The organism is Bacillus sp. JJ1533 (genome assembly GCF_036965045.1).
Classification (GTDB): domain Bacteria; phylum Bacillota; class Bacilli; order Bacillales; family Bacillaceae_L; genus Ferdinandcohnia.
On the sequence record NZ_JBALOV010000006.1, the window covers coordinates 25990 to 43551 of the forward strand.

Consider the following 17562-nt stretch of genomic DNA (forward strand, 5'->3'; position numbering starts at 1 on the left):
TGTATTTATGATACCATGTAAACGACAATTTTTGACTAAAACTTTTAAAATTTTTTACAAATTTTATAGAAAACGAGGGATTTGTCGATGAAAGCAGATGGTCATGTCCACACCCCCTTCTGTCCACACGGTACGAAGGATGCATTTGAGGAATATATTGCACGTGCTCTTCAATTAGGATTTGATGAAATTTCATTCACTGAGCATGCTCCACTCCCAGCACGTTTTGCTGATCCCACACCTCAAAAGGATAGTGGAATGGATGCAGATGATTTAGAACACTATTTTAAAGTTTTATCAGAGCTTCAAAAAAAATTTGCTTCTGAGATTAAAATTAATATCGGATTAGAGGTCGACTTTATTGAGGGCTATGAAGAGGATACAAAGGCCTTTTTAAATGAGTATGGTCGCTTTTTAAATGACAGTATTCTATCTGTTCATTTCCTAAAAAACGGCAATCAGTACGATTGTCTCGACTATAGTCCTGATACGTTCGCAAAGATGATACAGGATTATTCATCAGTAGACGCTGTGTATGAAGCTTATTATGATACATTGCTGTGTTCAGTCACATCAGACCTTGGACCGTTTAAACCAAAAAGAATAGGTCATATAACACTTGTTCATAAATTTCAAAAAAAATTCCCTACATCAACAAGTTTCGATGATAGAATCAATAAGATTCTAGACAAGATTGCAGACTACGGGCTATCTTTGGACTATAATGGGGCGGGTATTAATAAGCCTCTCTGCAGGGAAGTATATCCCCCTGAACAAATTATAAGAGAGGCAATAAAACGAAAAATCCCTCTTGTCTATGGTTCCGATGCCCACAGCAGGAAGGATTTAAATCAAGGGTTTGAAAATTTATATAAAAATGCGGTGTTAGTTTCGCCGACTACAAATTAACAGGAAAAGGTGTTACATTATTTTTCACCGCTTGTGGCTGTCTACAGATTGTCGTGTTAACCCATTTTTCAATTTCATGGCAATATTGTTCTGTTACATACAGTTCATATGGCATTAAATGTAGAACCTCTGACATATATTGAGGATGTAAATATGGCATCGATAGCATGCCCTTTAATTGCATGATGGCATAAGGAATCGGAATAAGGGCAAACTCCTGTTGTTTCATCCCTGTTTCAAAAATGGTTTGAAAATAATATTTTTCCTTTGCCATATAGGTGGTCATGATTTCACGAATCAATGTGGTATCGAAAGTTATTTCCCTTTGGACAAATCGTGATAGCAAACGATTTTCCTTTTGGTATTCCATAATGCCTCTGATCGCTAGCACTAAACATTCCCTAGCAGTTCTATTATCCAATTCAATATAGGCATGTTCAACGATTGTCAAATATCCCTCTAGGTAAGAGGAAACCAGATACTCAAGTAACCCTTCTTTATTCCCAAAATAATAGGAGATATTGGCTACATTACAATTTGCTTTTTTTGCAATCTCACGAACTGTTGTGCCATCAAAGCCCTTTGTATTAAATAAAAAAACGGAAGAATCGATAATTTTTTGTTTCATGCTATTATTTTTCATAACCAACCCACCTTACCCTTATTAATGTATAGATTTCGATACGCTTTGGCCGATTCCTTTAAGATCTTATCGACAAGTCACGCGCTTTAAGCTATATTTGATATAATTTATGTAGGAATTACTCAAATGGAGGGGAACATTCATGTTTAATGTCGAACAATATAAAGGGAATAAAGTAGAAGACTATCAACTTGTAACTAAACAACTACAAGCTTTACTAGAAGATGAGCAAGACCAAATCGCTAACTTAGCAAATGCATCAGCATTGCTTAATCAATTCTTGAACAATGTCAATTGGGTTGGGTTCTATGTAAAAAAAGGAGATGAACTCATTCTTGGTCCTTTCCAGGGGCTACCTGCATGTGTAAGAATTCCTATGGGACGTGGGGTTTGTGGTACTGCGGCACAAAATCAAAAGACTGAAAGAGTGGCAGATGTCCATCTTTTCCCAGGCCATATTGCTTGTGACAGTGCTTCTCAATCAGAAATTGTTATTCCAATAATGAAGAATGGCGAAGTATTTGGTGTACTAGATATCGATAGTCCAGTCAAGGAACGCTTCGATGAAGTGGATCAACAATGCCTAGAAGAATTTGTAAAAGTTTTAGAAAAGCATCTATAAAATTGTTTGAAGCCAGTCGGGATCGGTTCCCAACTGGCTTTTTTCAACTAAATTCGCCTTAGTGTAAATAAAGTTATACGTTTAATGCTTGGTTTAAATCTTCCCAAATATCCTCCCATGCTTCTAAACCTACCGATAGGCGAATTAAATTATCGGTAATTCCCATTTTTAATCGAGCTTCCTCTGGTACAACCGCATGTGTCATGGTGGCTGGGTGTTGGATAAGAGTTTCTGTATCACCAAGACTCACTGCAATTTTAGCTAACTTTACCCGATTTAACATAGTTTGTGCATCCTTCTTTGACCCTTTAATTGTAAAGGATATTAATCCACCAGGCTTACGCATTTGTTTTTTCATTATCTCATGTGCAGGGCTTTCTGCATCTCCAGGGTAAAAAATTTGCTCCACATTTTTATGTTCTTTTAGCAATGAGGCAATTTTCTCCGTATTGTCACAATGGCGGTCCATGCGTACTGGAAGTGTTTTTAACCCACGTAGTAAAAGCCAGGCATCGAATGGAGACATGATCCCACCTATATCCTTTTTCGTTGTCATCGCCACTTGTTGGATAAAATCCTTTTTTCCGACGACAAGGCCAGCGATTACATCACCATGTCCTCCGATATACTTTGTTGCACTATGAACGACAATATCACAGCCTATTTTAATTGGTTGTTGCAAATAAGGTGAACAAAAGGTATTATCAACAACAACTGGGATTTTATGCCGTTTAGCGATTTTTACAACCTTCTGTAAATCAATGAGTTTCATGGTTGGATTAATCGGAGTCTCAATGTAGATTACTTTTGTTTGTGGAGTTATTTTAGAAAGAATTTCATCATCATCATCCATATCACTCAAATCATGATCAATATTGTATTTCTCCTTCATCATTTGAAGAAGGCCAAACGTACATCCATATAGTCCTTGTGAACAAAGGATATGATCACCCGATTTGGTTAAGGCAAGCAATACAGCAGATACCGCAGCCATTCCTGACCCAAATGAAAGTCCAGCTTCCCCACCTTCCAATAAGGCAATCCTTTCTTCCAATAGCTTAACCGTCGGATTACCCAAACGGGAATAGATATATCCCTCTTCGTTACCGGCAAAACGCGCTTCTCCTTGTTCAGCCGATTCAAAAGTAAAGGTTGACGTTTGATAAAGTGGTGGTGTTAAGCTCCCATTAGAGGAAGTTGATCCACCACCACCGTGAATCGCCAATGTATCAAAATATTTACTTTCATGGAACATGCTCCTTAATCCCCCTTTAAAACATTTGCTTCTATCATTAGCATATGACAAGTATGCTTGTTTTGAAAGCGTTTTCTAATCTCTTAGAGGTTTAGTTGGATTAATGCGTTGAAATCCTTTTTCTTTGAACCTGAGCTTTTCTCACAACAAGAAAAGACATCCAATTATGAATGTCTTTCAATCAGTTTATTTTCACTTGCAATGACTTTATTTTTCCCAGATTGCTTAGCTACGTAGAGGGCATTATCTGCACGGTGGAATAGACTATGGAATGTTTCTTTGCATTCCTTGTGCCATGTGGCAACACCACAGGATATCGTTACTTTTGGATTTGATTGCTGTTCGACTCTTTTTCCAAGCCGCTCAGCAACAGCCATCCCTGCAGTTAGACCCACTCTAGGCAAATAAATTGCCAACTCTTCTCCACCCCATCTGGCTCCTATATCGTTATCACGGATATTTTCCTTAATTAAATTCGCAATTTGAAGGAGTGCTTCATCCCCTACTTGGTGTCCGTATGTATCATTGATTACTTTGAAATCATCAATATCAATTAAAATAAACGTTCCAAAAGCATCTGTTTCCAGTGATTCCTGGACACAATCTTCTAAGTGATTACGTGAATAGAGCTTTGTTAAATAATCAGTAATCACCAACTTTTCAAGTTCCTCCCGAAGAATTGAATTTGTAAAAGCCAAGGATGAATGATGAATTAACGATTGGAGAAGCTTAAATTTATCGAAAGAAAAGAAATAAGGTAATTCATGGAGGACAATTGCAACCCCTAAGATTTCATTGCGTTGCACCATGGGTACAGCCATCATGGAACGATAGGAGATCACGCTAAATGCTGGGTTGACCTGTAAATCCCCAATGAAAAGAGGCTCTTTATCCGTTAAGATCCTCTCAAGGCTATATAAAACATAGGTCTCCCCATTCCCTTCTTCAAAAAAAGTAGTACTTCCAGGAAGTACCTCTATTTGCTCATTCGATTGTAAAAAGAAACCAACCTCATTGGCACCAAAAGAATTTTTGATTTGGGATGACATAAATGTCAATGTATCTGTTAATCTCAAATTTGAGTTTAATTTATGGGAAGTTTCATTAATTAGCTGAAGATCCGCAATTAATTGCTTTGATTGTTGGTAAAGCTGAGCATTTTCGAATGCATGTCCAGCTGTATTCGCTAATAATCCAATAAACTGAATTTCCGAAGTAGGAAAATCCAACACATCATGAGCATTGATTTTCAACACTCCATAAACGCCCTGACGTCCTTTTAGAGGAGCATAAATAATGGACATTTTTTCAGCAACCACATTTTCAAGCTGCAATTTCCCAGTTACAAACGCTTGCATAACAGGCGAGTTTTCGCCAAGTTCATATTCCTTTATTTCCTTAATTGGAATAACTTTATGCCTCGTGTTATCATGTGCGAGAAATAAGGTAAAAGTGAATGATGGGTATACATCTTGTAATGTATTTATAACCTCTTCAAGCACAGCATCAATATCCATCGTTGAATGAAACTTTGAGGTTACTCTGAATAGCTGCTCATATCTTAATTCTTCATTTGGAAACTTCATGATTAATCACCCATCTGACGTTTATACTTTCTACATTCATTATAATAGAAAATGCACGAAAAATGTCTCATATTCTCTTAAAAAATCCAAATTTATTACAATAATGATGTTTAAAATTGAAAAATCTCCAAATAAGCACAAGTTTCCACCTACCTTTTGTATAATTTCATGAAAACTTGACTTCCTAATCTAAAAATCATATAATGGTCGTTGTGTAAAATATTGCAGCAAATGTGAGTAGGTTTTTGTTCTATTTTGTTCCTCTACTGGGTGTTTAAGCCCATAGATGGTGTATCGGGTAACTCTTGGCTGCTAGGGCGAAGGTACATGAAAACAAAATAGTCAAAAGCATCTAGCACATCTGTTTTTATTTTACAACAAAATAAAAACATTGAAGGAGGAGTCATTCATGGCTCGTTATACTGGTCCAAGCTGGAAATTATCCCGTCGTCTTGGAATCTCATTAAGTGGTACTGGTAAAGAATTAGAAAAGCGTCCTTACGCTCCTGGACAACATGGTCCAAACCAACGCAAGAAGCTTTCTGAATATGGTTTACAATTACAAGAAAAGCAAAAGCTTCGTCACATGTACGGTGTGAATGAGCGTCAATTCCACAACACATTTGTTAATGCAAGTAAAATGCATGGGGTACTTGGTGAAAACTTCATGATTCTTCTTGAATCACGTTTAGATAACCTAGTTTACCGTCTTGGACTTGCACGTACTCGTCGTGCAGCTCGTCAATTAGTTAACCATGGTCATATTCTTGTTGACGGAAAACGTGTTGATATTCCATCTTACCGTGTAAAACCTGGTCAAGCAATTGCAGTTCGTGAAAAGTCTCGTAACCTTGTTACAATCAAGGAAGCGATCGAAGCTACTACATTTGTACCAGAATATTTAACTTTTGATGCTGATAAATTAGAAGGAACATTCACTCGTTTACCTGAGCGTTCTGAATTACCAGCTGAAATTAACGAAGCATTCATCGTTGAGTTCTACTCACGTTAATCTTCCGAAAGAGGAAAGGGACATCCCTTTCCTCTTTTTTTTATACAAAATAAGGTGCCCCTTATGGAACACCCTATCTTACTTAATATTTTATTAAGAAATATTTTTTCTTGCCGCGACGAATGACTGTGAATTGCCCTTCAATTCGATGGTGCGCAGTAAGTACCGCATCTACCTCTTGGATTCTGTCACCATTTACATAAATGGCGCCATTTCCAATATCCTCACGTGCCTGACGCTTCGATGGAGATATTTTACTCATGACTAATAAATCAACTAAACTAACCTCTGCTTCCCCATCAAATTCATAAGAAGGAACATCCTTAAACCCTTGCTTAATCTCCTCTGCACTTAATTCTTGAATCGAACCATTGAATAATGCTGCAGAAATCTTCATCGCTTGCTCAAGCGCAGCCTCTCCATGAACTAATTTTGTTACCTCTTCTGCCAATGTCTTTTGTGCTAAACGTTTTTCAGGTGCATGTTGAATTTCAGCTTCAAGACTTTCAATTTCCTCTTTTGAAAGGAATGTAAAATATTTCAAATAACGTACAACATCACGGTCATCCGTGTTGATCCAAAATTGATAAAACTCATATGGTGACGTTTTTTCTTTATCTAACCAAATCGTTCCGCCTTCTGTTTTACCAAACTTCGTTCCATCCGCCTTTGTTACAAGTGGAATGGTCAAACCATATGCTTTCGCATCTTCGACTGTCTTACGGATTAATTCTAGTCCAGCGGTGATATTTCCCCATTGGTCGCTTCCACCGATTTGAAGCCTGCAACCTTCATTTTCATAAAGCTTTAAAAAGTCATAGGATTGTAAAATCATATAACTAAACTCTGTGAAGGATATACCTGCATCTAAACGTGATTGGACTGAGTCTTTCGCTAGCATGTAATTAAGTCCAAAACTCTTTCCAATATCACGCAAGAATGTAATTAAGTCTAAGCTTCCGATCCAATCATAGTTATTCGCAATTTGAGCTGGATTTCTCTCTGCTTCGAAATCTAAGAAGCGAGAAAGCTGCTCTTTAATGCTATTGCTATATTGAACAACAACTTCTTTTGGATTTAGCGTTCTCTCCGCTTTTTTACCGCTCGGATCACCAATTAGACCCGTAGCTCCCCCAACTAGAGCAATCGGTTGGTGTCCGGCCAACTGGAATCTTCTTAACGTCAAAATCCCTACTAAATGCCCAATATGTAAGCTATCAGCTGTTGGATCAAATCCACAATATAATTTAATCTTTTCGTTCGCTAATATATTCTGTAAACCTTCTTGATCGGTTACTTGATTTATAAGACCCCTATAGGCCAAATCCTGAATAACATCCATTCTATTTTTCAATTCTCCTTTTAACCTTATAATAAGGTTTTTCTATCACACTATGTCTAATATTGTCAAATTAAATACTGGAAATTCATAAAAAAATACTAAAGTCCCTATGGTATATGCTATAATAAACTTGGATTTTTAGGGGGATGATTATGAATTTTAATAAATCACAGATATTTGAAAAAATTAACTCTTTTTGGCAAAGAGTCACATCGAATAAAGCAGTTAGAGCTATTGCTGGCAAGAAGACTCGTAAAGGGATAAGAGTTACATACGGGGTTGTATGGAATTTATTTTTGCTTTTCTTTATCATCGGAATACTTGGTCTTGGCTTTGCCGGAGGAGCAGGCGCTGGATACTTTGCATCCCTAGTAAAGGACGAACCTGTTCGAAGCTATGATAGCTTAAAGAAAGATATTTATAATTACGAAGAAAATACAGAGGTATACTTTGCAAACGAAGTCTATCTTGGTCAGCTACGGGCAGACCTCCAGCGCGAAGAAGTATCACTTAATGAAATTTCTCAATATGTGAAGGATGCTGTAATTGCAACTGAAGACCAGTACTTCTATAAGCATGATGGCGTTGTTCCTAAATCAATTTTACGAGCTATCGTCCAGGATGTAACAAGTTCCCCTGTCCAAACGGGGGGAAGTACACTAACACAGCAATTGATTAAGAACCAAATTTTATCAAATGAAGTATCATTCGATAGAAAGGCAAAAGAAATCTTAATTGCACTTCGACTTGAAAAGTTTTTTGATAAGGATGAAATTCTAGAAGCTTATTTAAACATTATTCCTTATGGTCGTAATTCATCAGGTCGAAATATTGCCGGGGTACAAACAGCAGCTCAAGGGATTTTCGGAGTAGATGCAAAGGATTTAAATCTGCCACAAGCAGCTTTTATCGCTGGTCTACCGCAAAACCCATATGTATATACTCCTTTCTCAAATAAGGGTGGACAGGTAAAAGAAAACTTAGAACCCGGTCTTAACCGAATGAAGACAGTCTTGGAGCGCATGCATACAGGTGGCTTCATTACCCAACAGCAATATGAAGAAGCACTTGCGTATGATATTCGCGCAAACCTTGCACCACCAAAATCAGAGCCTGCAGAAAAATATCCTTGGTTAACAGCTGAAGTTGAAAAACGGGCCACTGATATTTTAATGAAAAAATTGGCTCAGGATGATGGGTACGAGGAAAAAGATCTTGAAGAAAATGAGGATCTGCGTATTCACTACCGCGGGATTGCTGATAAAAGCCTTCGTCAAAATGGATATAAAGTTTACACTACGATTGACAAGGAAATCTTTGACTCAATGCAAGAGGTAGTAAAAAACTATCAATATTTTGGCCCAGATAAAGAAGCAACGAAGAAAAATTTAGAAACGAATGAAGATGTAAAAGTGATGGAACCGGAAGAGCTTGGTTCTGTACTCATTGAAAACAAGACAGGAAAAATTATTAGTTTTGTGGGCGGCCGTGACTTCGAACGTGAGCAAACGAACCATGCCTTTGCTCCTGCAGTACGTCCTAATGGTTCGACAATGAAGCCACTCTTAGCCTATGCACCAGCTATGGAATTAGGATTAGTACAACCTGGAAGTGTAATAGCTGACGTGAAATTCACTTATGGAAATTACACACCACAAAACGTTGGTGGTCCTTACGACTTTGATGGGTTAATGTCTGCTAGACACGCTTTAACCATTTCAAAGAATATACCAGCTATCAAAACGTATTTAAAAGCTTTTAATCAACGTCCAATCACGTTTTTAGAGAAAATGGGATTCACTTCTCTAGCTGAAGCAGATTATCATGCAGCTTCACTACCAATTGGTGGGATGACGAATGGTGTTTCTGTCGAAGAGAACGTTAATGCGTTTGCTACATTTGCGAACGAGGGTAAATTTATCGATGCTTATATGATTGAAAAGATTGTGACGAATGATGGTGAAGTTGTGTATGAGCATGAATCGAAGCCTGTTGAAGTATTTTCACCTCAAACTGCGTATTTAACGATCGATATGATGCGTGATGTTATCAATGGTGGTACTGCTGCATCCCTTAATGGATATTTAAAATTTAATGCGGACTGGGCAGGTAAAACAGGTACAACCAACTTCATACATGACGTATGGTTTGTTGCGGCAAACCCTAATGTAACATTTGGTATTTGGATGGGCTATGATACACCAAAGACAATACCTTCGTCTTATAAGGGACTCTCCTATTCAAGAAGAAGTATTCTGCTTTGGGCTCAACAAATGAACGCCGTTTATGATATTAAGCCAGAACTTGTTCAGCCAAAAGAGAACTTTAAAATGCCTGGTGGTATCGTATCACGTTCATACTGTGGAATTTCAGGTCTACTTCCTTCTGATTTATGTCGAGAAGCTGGTCTTGTTCAATCTGATATCTTTAACGCAAAATATGTGCCAACGAAGGTTGATGACAATCTTACCAAAGGTAAGTATATAGAGGTAAATGGCAAAGCATATCGTGTACCAGCAAGTGCTCCACAGGAATTTGTCCAAGAAGGAATTATGATTAAGAAAGAATTTTTAGATGAACATGGCCTAAAGGATTCAAAAGCAATTGAACAGTTGCTTCCTAAAAACAGTCGTTGGAAGAACCTAGTCATTACTGAGACAAGTGAGCTGAAAGACAATGGCTCTGTTCCTTCTCAAGTACAAGGTGCTTCTATTTCTTCCGGTATATTGAGATGGGCAAAGCATGCACATAATGACGTGATTGGATATCGTATTTATGGAGCTGCTAATTTCACAACAGATTTCAAGAAAATTGGAAGTATACCAGCGACAAAGGATTTACAATTTAAGGTTGGAAACGCCGTTGGCGCATACTACGTCACAGCTGTTGATGTCACTGGTAAAGAAACACCACTTGCAAATTCTGTCTTAATTAAGAATGGTGATTACAAACCAGAGCCAGAAGTTGTTACTCCTCCTCCACCCCCTCCATCAGAAGGTGGTAATGCTGAGGGAGGAAATAATGAAAATGGCAATAATGGCAATAACGGCAATGGGAATGGTAAGGGCAAAGATAATGGTGGAAATTAAAGGATAGAAAAAGAGGTGATCCAATGGATCACCTCTTTCTTATTGATTTAATTTTCCATAGTAGACAGGTCGCCAGTTGGCAAATCAAGTTCCCAAGCTTTTAGAACACGTCTCATGATTTTACCGCTGCGCGTTTTTGGAAGTTTATCCTTAAACTCAATTTCACGAGGTGCAGCATGTGCAGCCAATCCCTTTTTGACAAAATCCCTAATTTCTTCTTTTAATTCATCTGTCGGCTCATAGCCGTCGATTAATGCGACGAAGGCCTTAATGATTTCTCCTCGTACGGGATCGGGCTTCCCGATTACACCTGCTTCGGCAATTGCAGGATGTTCAACGAGCTTGCTTTCCACTTCAAATGGGCCTACTCGCTCACCAGATGTCATAATGACATCATCTACCCGACCTTGGAACCAGAAATAGCCATCTTCATCCATATAGGCTGAATCCCCTGAGACATACCAATCACCTGGCATAAAATAGGATTCATATTTGGACGGGTTGTTCCAAATTTGATACATCATGGACGGCCAGCCTTTTTTAATGGCTAGGTTCCCCATGCGATTTGGTGGCAATTCATTGCCTTGGTCATCGACAATGGCTGCTTTTATTCCTGGGAACGGTTTTCCCATTGAGCCGGGCTTAATTTCCATACAAGGGTAGTTACTAATTAGTTGAGCACCAGTTTCTGTCATCCACCAGTTATCGTGAATTCGTAAATTGAAAACCTTTACTCCCCAACGGACAACTTCCGGGTTTAGTGGTTCACCTACACTTAAAATATGGCGCAATGAACGTAAATCAAATTGTTTTACAATTTCATCTCCAGCACCCATTAACATTCTAAATGCAGTTGGTGCACTATACCAAACGGTGACTCCAAAATCTTCAATGGTTTGATACCAATTTTCTGGTCTAAAGCGTCCCCCTACGATAACGTTTGATGCTCCATTAAGCCAAGGACCAAAAATACCATATGAGGTTCCAGTAACCCAACCTGGGTCAGCCGTACACCAATAGATGTCATCCTCTTTTAAATCAAGAACCCATTTTGCTGTTTGATATTGTTGAATCATTGCATTATGAACATGCAAGACTCCCTTTGGCTTGCCAGTGGAGCCAGAAGTATAGTGTAAGAGCATGCCATCGGTTCTTTCAACCCATTCAATTTCTAATTCTTTACTTGCTGTTTTTAAGCGACCAAGAAAATCTATAAATGGGCCATCTTCTGTTACATCTTCTCCAACTAACACAATATGCTTTAATGCCGGTAACTCATTAAAAGGGATTCGATCTACTAAATCTGGAGTGGTGACAATCACTTTTGCTTCACTATCCTCTAGGCGATCACGTACAGCTCCTTCCATGAATGCTTCAAATAACGGGCCAACGATTGCTCCAAGTTTAAGAGCTCCTAATACTGTAAAATATAATTCAGGAGAACGAGGCATAAATACAAAGACGCGGTCTCCTTTTTCAACATCTGCAGCCTGTTTTAGCACATTTGCCGCACGGTTTGTATATTCCTTCATTTCTTTAAATGTATACTTTTCATTACGAGATGGATCACGATAATAAAGGGCAACTTTATTCTTCCTTGCTCCCTCAGCATGGCGGTCGATTGCTTCATAAGCAATGTTTACTTTACCTGTGTCAAACCAGGAAAAATTGGATTCTACTTCCGCCCAATCAAAATTTGCATATGCTTCATCATAATCTTTTAAATTATAATCTCCTTTTGTTGCTGGCAGCGCTTCCACTTTCACTTCGCATTTCCCCTTTATGTAAGATTTACTATTCTATTATAAAATAAAACTTCTCTTTTCTCAATTTTTAAAATTTTATATATATAATATTTTTCGATAAAATTGTATAATTAGTGTATAAGGGATTGAAAACGCTTCATTATACCCAGATTCATGTATAATGATAATGACTTTAGAATGGTGGTGACATTGTGGAGCATAGGAAAACGTATAATGCTAAGGAACTAAAGACCCCTCATGGTACGCTTATAATTGAAGGTCCCATAACCGGAGAGACTCTTGCAAGCTATGAATTTCACGACGGCCTGGTGGCTTTTCGTACTCCAAACCAACAACATAAGGCATTGATTGAAATTGCCGACCTACCTGAAGGAAGAATTATTATCGCAAGAGAGCATCATACGATTGTTGGGTATGTTACATATCTTTATCCAGACCCGCTTGAACGGTGGTCTGAGGGTAAAATAGAAAATTTAATAGAGTTAGGTGCAATTGAAGTGATCCCAAAGTTTCGCGGCAGTGGGGTTGGTAAAAATCTATTAATCGTTTCAATGATGGATGAATGGATGGAGAACTACCTAATCATAACAACTGAGTACTATTGGCATTGGGATTTGAAAGGTACAGGCCTTAATGTTTGGGAGTATCGAAAGATAATGGAGAAAATGATGAGTGCTGGTGGACTCGAATGGTTTGCAACTGACGACCCTGAAATTAGTTCACATCCTGCAAATTGTTTAATGGCTCGAATTGGAAAACATGTTGATCAGGATACGATTGAAAGGTTTGATAGGTTACGCTTTATGAATCGATTCATGTATTAAGAAGTTTAAGTAAGGGGGATATACATGATTGTTGAAGAAATCATGAAAAAAAATGTCACAACTTTATCAGCTGATGATACCATTTCAACTGCAATAAGAACGATGGATGAAAAAAAGATTCGCCATATTCCCATCGTAGATGCAAATCAACATTTAATTGGGCTTATAAGTGACCGCGATATTCGTGATGCTAAGCCTTCCATCCTTGACTTTACTAATGAAGATAAAACACTTGAATCATCCATTAAAGAGATTATGGTAAAAGATGTTATAACCGGCCATCCCCTCGATTTTGTTGAAGAAATCACTGCTGTCTTTTCCCAGCATCGGATTGGCTGTCTCCCCATAGAATCTAACGGAAAATTAGTTGGAATCATCACGGAAACGGATCTGCTTCATACTTTTGCACAATTAACCGGTGCCAATCAACCAGGCTCCCAGCTAGAAATTAAGGTTCCCAATCGGGCAGGCACACTTGCAGAGGTGATCAATGTCATTAAAAATCATAATGTGAATATTCACAGTGTTCTAGTGTATCCGGACAAGGATACCGATTATAAAATACTTGTGTTACGAGTTCAGACAATGAATCCCAATAAAATCATTACAAATCTAAAAAATGAAGGATACACTGTTATGTGGCCATCCTTTCCGGGGCTCTGATATGACGAAAGAATCAGTTTTTGTCTATTCAGATCAATTGTTAAAATATCGTTTTAGCCATGACCACCCCTTTAATCAAACGAGAGTAAAACTTACATATGATTTACTTAAAAGTCTGGACTTGTTAAATGACTCGGATATTATACCACCTAGAATCGCAACTGATGAAGAATTAACGCTTGTTCATGACCCTAATTTTATCGAAGCAGTAAAGTTAGCTGGAGAAGGAAAACTTTCCGAAGAAGTAGGTCATAGCTATGGAATCGGTACTGAGGATACCCCCATTTTCCCAGGGATGCATGAAGCAAGTGCATTATTGGTTGGTGCAACCCTTTCTGCGGTTGACCATGTTATGTCTGGTAAGTCCAAACACGCTCTAAATCTAGGTGGCGGATTACATCATGGATTCCGCGGGAAAGCCTCCGGATTTTGTGTGTATAATGACAGTGCTGTCGCCATCCGCTACATGCAAAAGAAATATAATGTAAGAGTACTTTATGTTGATACTGATGCTCACCATGGAGATGGTGTTCAATGGACATTCTATGATGATCCTGACGTATGTACACTCTCTATTCATGAGACTGGACGATATCTCTTTCCTGGAACAGGAAACGTCACTGAGAGAGGTTCAGGGAAAGGCTATGGCTATTCCTTCAATGTCCCGCTAGATGCATTCACTGAGGATGAATCATGGTTACATGCCTATACCACCTCTTTTACAGAGGTAACCGAATTTTTCAAACCGGATGTGATCTTTACGCAAAATGGAGTAGACTCCCACTATTATGATCCATTAACCCATTTGTCGACTACAATGAAAATCTATCGGGAGATTCCCAAGCTTGCTCATAAGCTTGCTCATCAATATTGTGATGGTCGCTGGATTGCAGTTGGTGGCGGAGGTTATGATATTTGGAGGGTCGTACCGAGGGCATGGTCCTTAATTTGGCTTGAAATGATTGAAAAATCGAGTATAAGTGGTCCTCTTCCAATTGATTGGATTAATAAATGGCAGCCACAGTCAAAATTAAACCTTCCTACATGTTGGGATGATGAACCTACAATTTATCCTCCCATCCCTAGAAAATCGGAAATTGAGGAAAAAAATGCACTAACGGTTACAAAAACTCTTTATCCGATTCGCAATAAATAAGAAAAGCTTAATGCTTCCGCATATCGGCGACAAGCATAAGACAAGCGCTGACAGAAGGTGCATTTTACCTTCCGAAGCGATTAGCTTAGACCAGAGAGCCGATGACGCCTGGAGCTAGACATCAAAAGAGAAAACACGGCAAGTGCCGTGTTTTTCTTTCCTTACTGTTTTGTTGAATTTCTAAACTCAATTCGGTGTGGTAATACTACGATTTGCTCATCTACATTTTCTTTGTTCATAAGCTTTGTTAACAATCTCATTGCAACCGCACCAATATCATACATAGGTTGTACAACTGATGTAAGCTGTGGACGCACCATCAGAGCTAAACGTGTATTATCAAAGCCAATCACTTCTAAATCATCAGGAATCGAATAGCCTAAATCTTGCGCACTATGGATCACACCTAATGCCATTTCATCTGAACCAACAAATACAGCTGTTGGCTTGTCAGCAAGCTCATGTATCTTCTCGAAACCTTCAATACCGGAATCATATGTGTAATCACCTTCGATTACATATTCTTCATTGAAGGAAAGTCCTGCTTCCTCAATTGCACGTTTATAACCAGCTAGTTTCTTTTCACCATTAATTGGTTCGGTTAATAGACCACTAATAAAGGCAATTTTCTTATGGCCTCTATTCGTTAATTCAATAACTGCATCATATGAAGCCTGCTCAACATCAATTGTAACCGCTGGGACTGAATTTGAGTTTTCAACTGAAGCGGCCAATACGATTGGTACAGGTGATTTTCCGAATTCCTCGACATGGTCTTCTGTAATATTTCCACTCATAAACACAATACCGTCAACTTGCTTACCAAGCATTGTATTTAAAAGGTGAAATTCTTTATCCTTGTTTTGGTCCGAGTTGCTCAGGATAATATTGTATTTATACATTGTGGCAATATCTTCAATTCCACGAGCCAGCTCTGAATAAAAAATGTTTGAAATATCTGGAATAATAACTCCAACTGTTGTCGTTTTTTTACTAGCTAGTCCACGAGCCACTGCATTTGGGCGATAGCCTAAACGATCAATTGCTTCTTGTACTTTTTTCCTAGTCGTTGGTTTAACATTTGGGTTACCATTAACAACACGTGATACGGTTGCCATAGACACATTGGCTTCCCTTGCTACATCATAAATTGTCACATTCATTGACAGCACTCCTTATTTCAAGTTCAACTTATATGTAGTATGAACTTTTTTATACAAACAAATGTCATATTTGCTTACTTTATGTAGATTATCATACGCTACTTAATTTGTTAGGGCAATTACTTTGTGCATATTTTAACAAATTCGTTGGAAAAACTCCAAAAAAACCTCCCACTAATAGTAGCAGGAGGTTTTTGTGAAAAATCAAATGCGCCTTGGGGTCTTTGCGCCCAGATTTTAGGCCCACACGATATGGGTCATAAGGACGTTGTTATACACGAACGGCTTGAGATGCCTTTAGTTCTGTAATCCATTTTTCAAATTGATCAAAATCCATTTGCTGTGCTGAATCTGATAATGCAACTGCTGGATCTGGATGAACCTCCGCCATGACACCATCTGCTCCGATTGCAAGAGCTGCCTTTGCACATGGCAATAATAAATCACGACGTCCAGTTGAGTGTGTAACGTCAACAAATACTGGTAAGTGTGTTTCCTGTTTTAAGATTGGAACTGCAGAAATATCTAATGTATTACGAGTAGCTTTTTCGTAAGTACGAATTCCTCTCTCACAAAGAATGATTTGATCATTTCCTTGGGATATGATATATTCTGCTGCATTTACGAACTCATCAATCGTAGCAGCCAGTCCACGTTTCAATAATACAGGCTTTTTAACTGATCCTGCTGCTTTTAACAATTCGAAGTTCTGCATGTTACGTGCGCCAATTTGAATAACATCGATGTAATCGCAAGCAACTTCAATGTCTGCTGGGTTAACAATTTCACTGATAACAGCCATATCAAACTCATCAGCAACACGTTTTAAGATTTGTAATCCTTCAAGGCCTAGTCCTTGGAAATCATAAGGTGACGTTCTTGGTTTGAATGCTCCACCGCGAAGTAATCGCAACCCATACTTTTTAGCTTCTGCAGCTACAGCAGCAGTTTGCTCATAGCTCTCAACTGCACAAGGTCCAACAATAAATTGCTGTGCCCCATTACCAATTTTTACACCTTTTACAACGACAATTGTATCTTCAGGCTTTTTCTTACGTGAAACAAGGAGAGCTTTTCGATGATCATCTTCTTGTATCTCAAGACTAGCCTTAAAGATTTCTTTGAAAATATGTTGAATCGTTGATGTTTCAAACGGTCCTTCATTATTCTCCAAAATGGTGTTTAACATCGTTCTTTCGCGTACAGGATCGTAGCGATTAACCCCTTGTGTTTCTTTCACTTTTCCAATTTCTTGAACCAATTTACCACGTTCACTAATAAGTTTAAGAATTTCAAGGTTAATTTCTTCTACTCTTTCACGAAGGTTATCTAATTCTACAGCTTTACTCATCTCACTCTTCCTTTCTCCCATAAGCTTTAAGTTGTCGCAATCTAACCGAAAATATGATACATTTCAAGTAATTAGAATTCATTATATACGAAATCATTCAATCTGTCACTATAATTTTTTTATTACTTAAACGCTTTTAAGTGATAAAGCGTTTTATGATTCTTGTAAGCATAGGTGAATA

14 protein-coding genes are annotated in these 17562 nt (G+C 38.2%); 7 read left to right on the forward strand and 7 right to left on the reverse strand.

Annotated features, from left to right (window positions below; all coding sequences use genetic code 11):
* Positions 1-87: 87 nt before the first annotated feature.
* Positions 88-909 carry a histidinol-phosphatase HisJ gene (gene hisJ / locus V7138_RS03685; protein WP_335394394.1) on the forward strand — a complete coding sequence of 274 codons (822 nt, stop codon included), beginning with the start codon at positions 88-90 and terminating at the stop codon, positions 907-909.
* Here the strand turns inward: hisJ and refZ are convergent.
* Positions 899-1552, reverse strand: coding sequence for a forespore capture DNA-binding protein RefZ (gene refZ, locus V7138_RS03690; RefSeq protein ID WP_335394396.1), 654 nt, complete (start codon positions 1550-1552; stop codon positions 899-901). The two genes, hisJ and refZ, sit on opposite strands and share 11 nt — an antisense overlap.
* Positions 1553-1694: 142 nt before the next feature.
* Here refZ and V7138_RS03695 point away from each other — a divergent pair, with 142 nt between their 5' ends.
* Positions 1695-2174, forward strand: coding sequence for a GAF domain-containing protein (locus tag V7138_RS03695; RefSeq protein ID WP_335394398.1), 480 nt, complete (start codon positions 1695-1697; stop codon positions 2172-2174).
* Positions 2175-2247: 73 nt separating this feature from the next.
* Here V7138_RS03695 and megL read toward each other — a convergent pair whose 3' ends face one another.
* Together megL and V7138_RS03705 are read right to left on the reverse strand one after the other, a co-directional pair.
* Entirely contained in the window at positions 2248-3429 is a 1182-nt protein-coding gene (gene megL, locus V7138_RS03700; RefSeq protein ID WP_335394400.1) for a methionine gamma-lyase, read from the reverse strand.
* 164 nt (positions 3430-3593) lie between these two features.
* On the reverse strand, positions 3594-5015 hold the full coding sequence (locus tag V7138_RS03705) for a sensor domain-containing diguanylate cyclase (protein ID WP_335394402.1): 1422 nt from the start codon (positions 5013-5015) through the stop codon (positions 3594-3596).
* A 409-nt stretch (positions 5016-5424) separates the two neighbouring features.
* Here V7138_RS03705 and rpsD point away from each other — a divergent pair, with 409 nt between their 5' ends.
* Positions 5425-6027 (forward strand): 30S ribosomal protein S4, encoded by a 603-nt coding sequence (gene rpsD, locus V7138_RS03710; RefSeq protein ID WP_335394404.1) that lies wholly within the window; start codon positions 5425-5427, stop codon positions 6025-6027.
* Between the two features lie 82 nt (positions 6028-6109).
* On the opposite strand, the gene tyrS is transcribed toward rpsD, so the two are convergent.
* On the reverse strand, positions 6110-7369 hold the full coding sequence (gene tyrS / locus V7138_RS03715; protein ID WP_335394406.1) for a tyrosine--tRNA ligase: 1260 nt from the start codon (positions 7367-7369) through the stop codon (positions 6110-6112).
* A 152-nt stretch (positions 7370-7521) separates the two neighbouring features.
* On the opposite strand from tyrS, the gene V7138_RS03720 reads away from it, so the two are divergent.
* The gene (locus V7138_RS03720; protein ID WP_335394407.1) at positions 7522-10458 is read left to right on the forward strand and encodes a transglycosylase domain-containing protein; all 2937 of its coding nucleotides are present in this window, start codon (positions 7522-7524) and stop codon (positions 10456-10458) included.
* 47 nt (positions 10459-10505) lie between these two features.
* Here V7138_RS03720 and acsA read toward each other — a convergent pair whose 3' ends face one another.
* Positions 10506-12224, reverse strand: a complete 1719-nt coding sequence (acsA, locus tag V7138_RS03725) for an acetate--CoA ligase (protein ID WP_335394409.1) — start codon at positions 12222-12224, stop codon at positions 10506-10508.
* Between the two features lie 191 nt (positions 12225-12415).
* Here acsA and V7138_RS03730 point away from each other — a divergent pair, with 191 nt between their 5' ends.
* The 3 genes from V7138_RS03730 to V7138_RS03740 are packed head-to-tail and all read left to right on the forward strand — an operon-like array spanning position 12416 to position 14867.
* Positions 12416-13048: a GNAT family N-acetyltransferase gene (locus V7138_RS03730; RefSeq protein WP_335394411.1), complete on the forward strand. Its 633-nt coding sequence runs from the start codon at positions 12416-12418 to the stop codon at positions 13046-13048.
* Between the two features lie 24 nt (positions 13049-13072).
* The gene (locus V7138_RS03735; RefSeq protein ID WP_335394413.1) at positions 13073-13711 is read left to right on the forward strand and encodes an acetoin utilization AcuB family protein; all 639 of its coding nucleotides are present in this window, start codon (positions 13073-13075) and stop codon (positions 13709-13711) included.
* 1 nt (position 13712) lies between these two features.
* Positions 13713-14867: an acetoin utilization protein AcuC gene (locus tag V7138_RS03740; RefSeq protein WP_335394415.1), complete on the forward strand. Its 1155-nt coding sequence runs from the start codon at positions 13713-13715 to the stop codon at positions 14865-14867.
* A 161-nt stretch (positions 14868-15028) separates the two neighbouring features.
* On the opposite strand, the gene ccpA is transcribed toward V7138_RS03740, so the two are convergent.
* Both ccpA and V7138_RS03750 read right to left on the reverse strand, forming a co-directional pair.
* The gene (gene ccpA, locus V7138_RS03745) at positions 15029-16030 is read right to left on the reverse strand and encodes a catabolite control protein A (RefSeq protein ID WP_335394417.1); all 1002 of its coding nucleotides are present in this window, start codon (positions 16028-16030) and stop codon (positions 15029-15031) included.
* 271 nt (positions 16031-16301) lie between these two features.
* Positions 16302-17381 carry a bifunctional 3-deoxy-7-phosphoheptulonate synthase/chorismate mutase gene (locus tag V7138_RS03750; RefSeq protein WP_335394419.1) on the reverse strand — a complete coding sequence of 360 codons (1080 nt, stop codon included), beginning with the start codon at positions 17379-17381 and terminating at the stop codon, positions 16302-16304.
* Between the last annotated feature and the right edge of the window lie 181 nt (positions 17382-17562).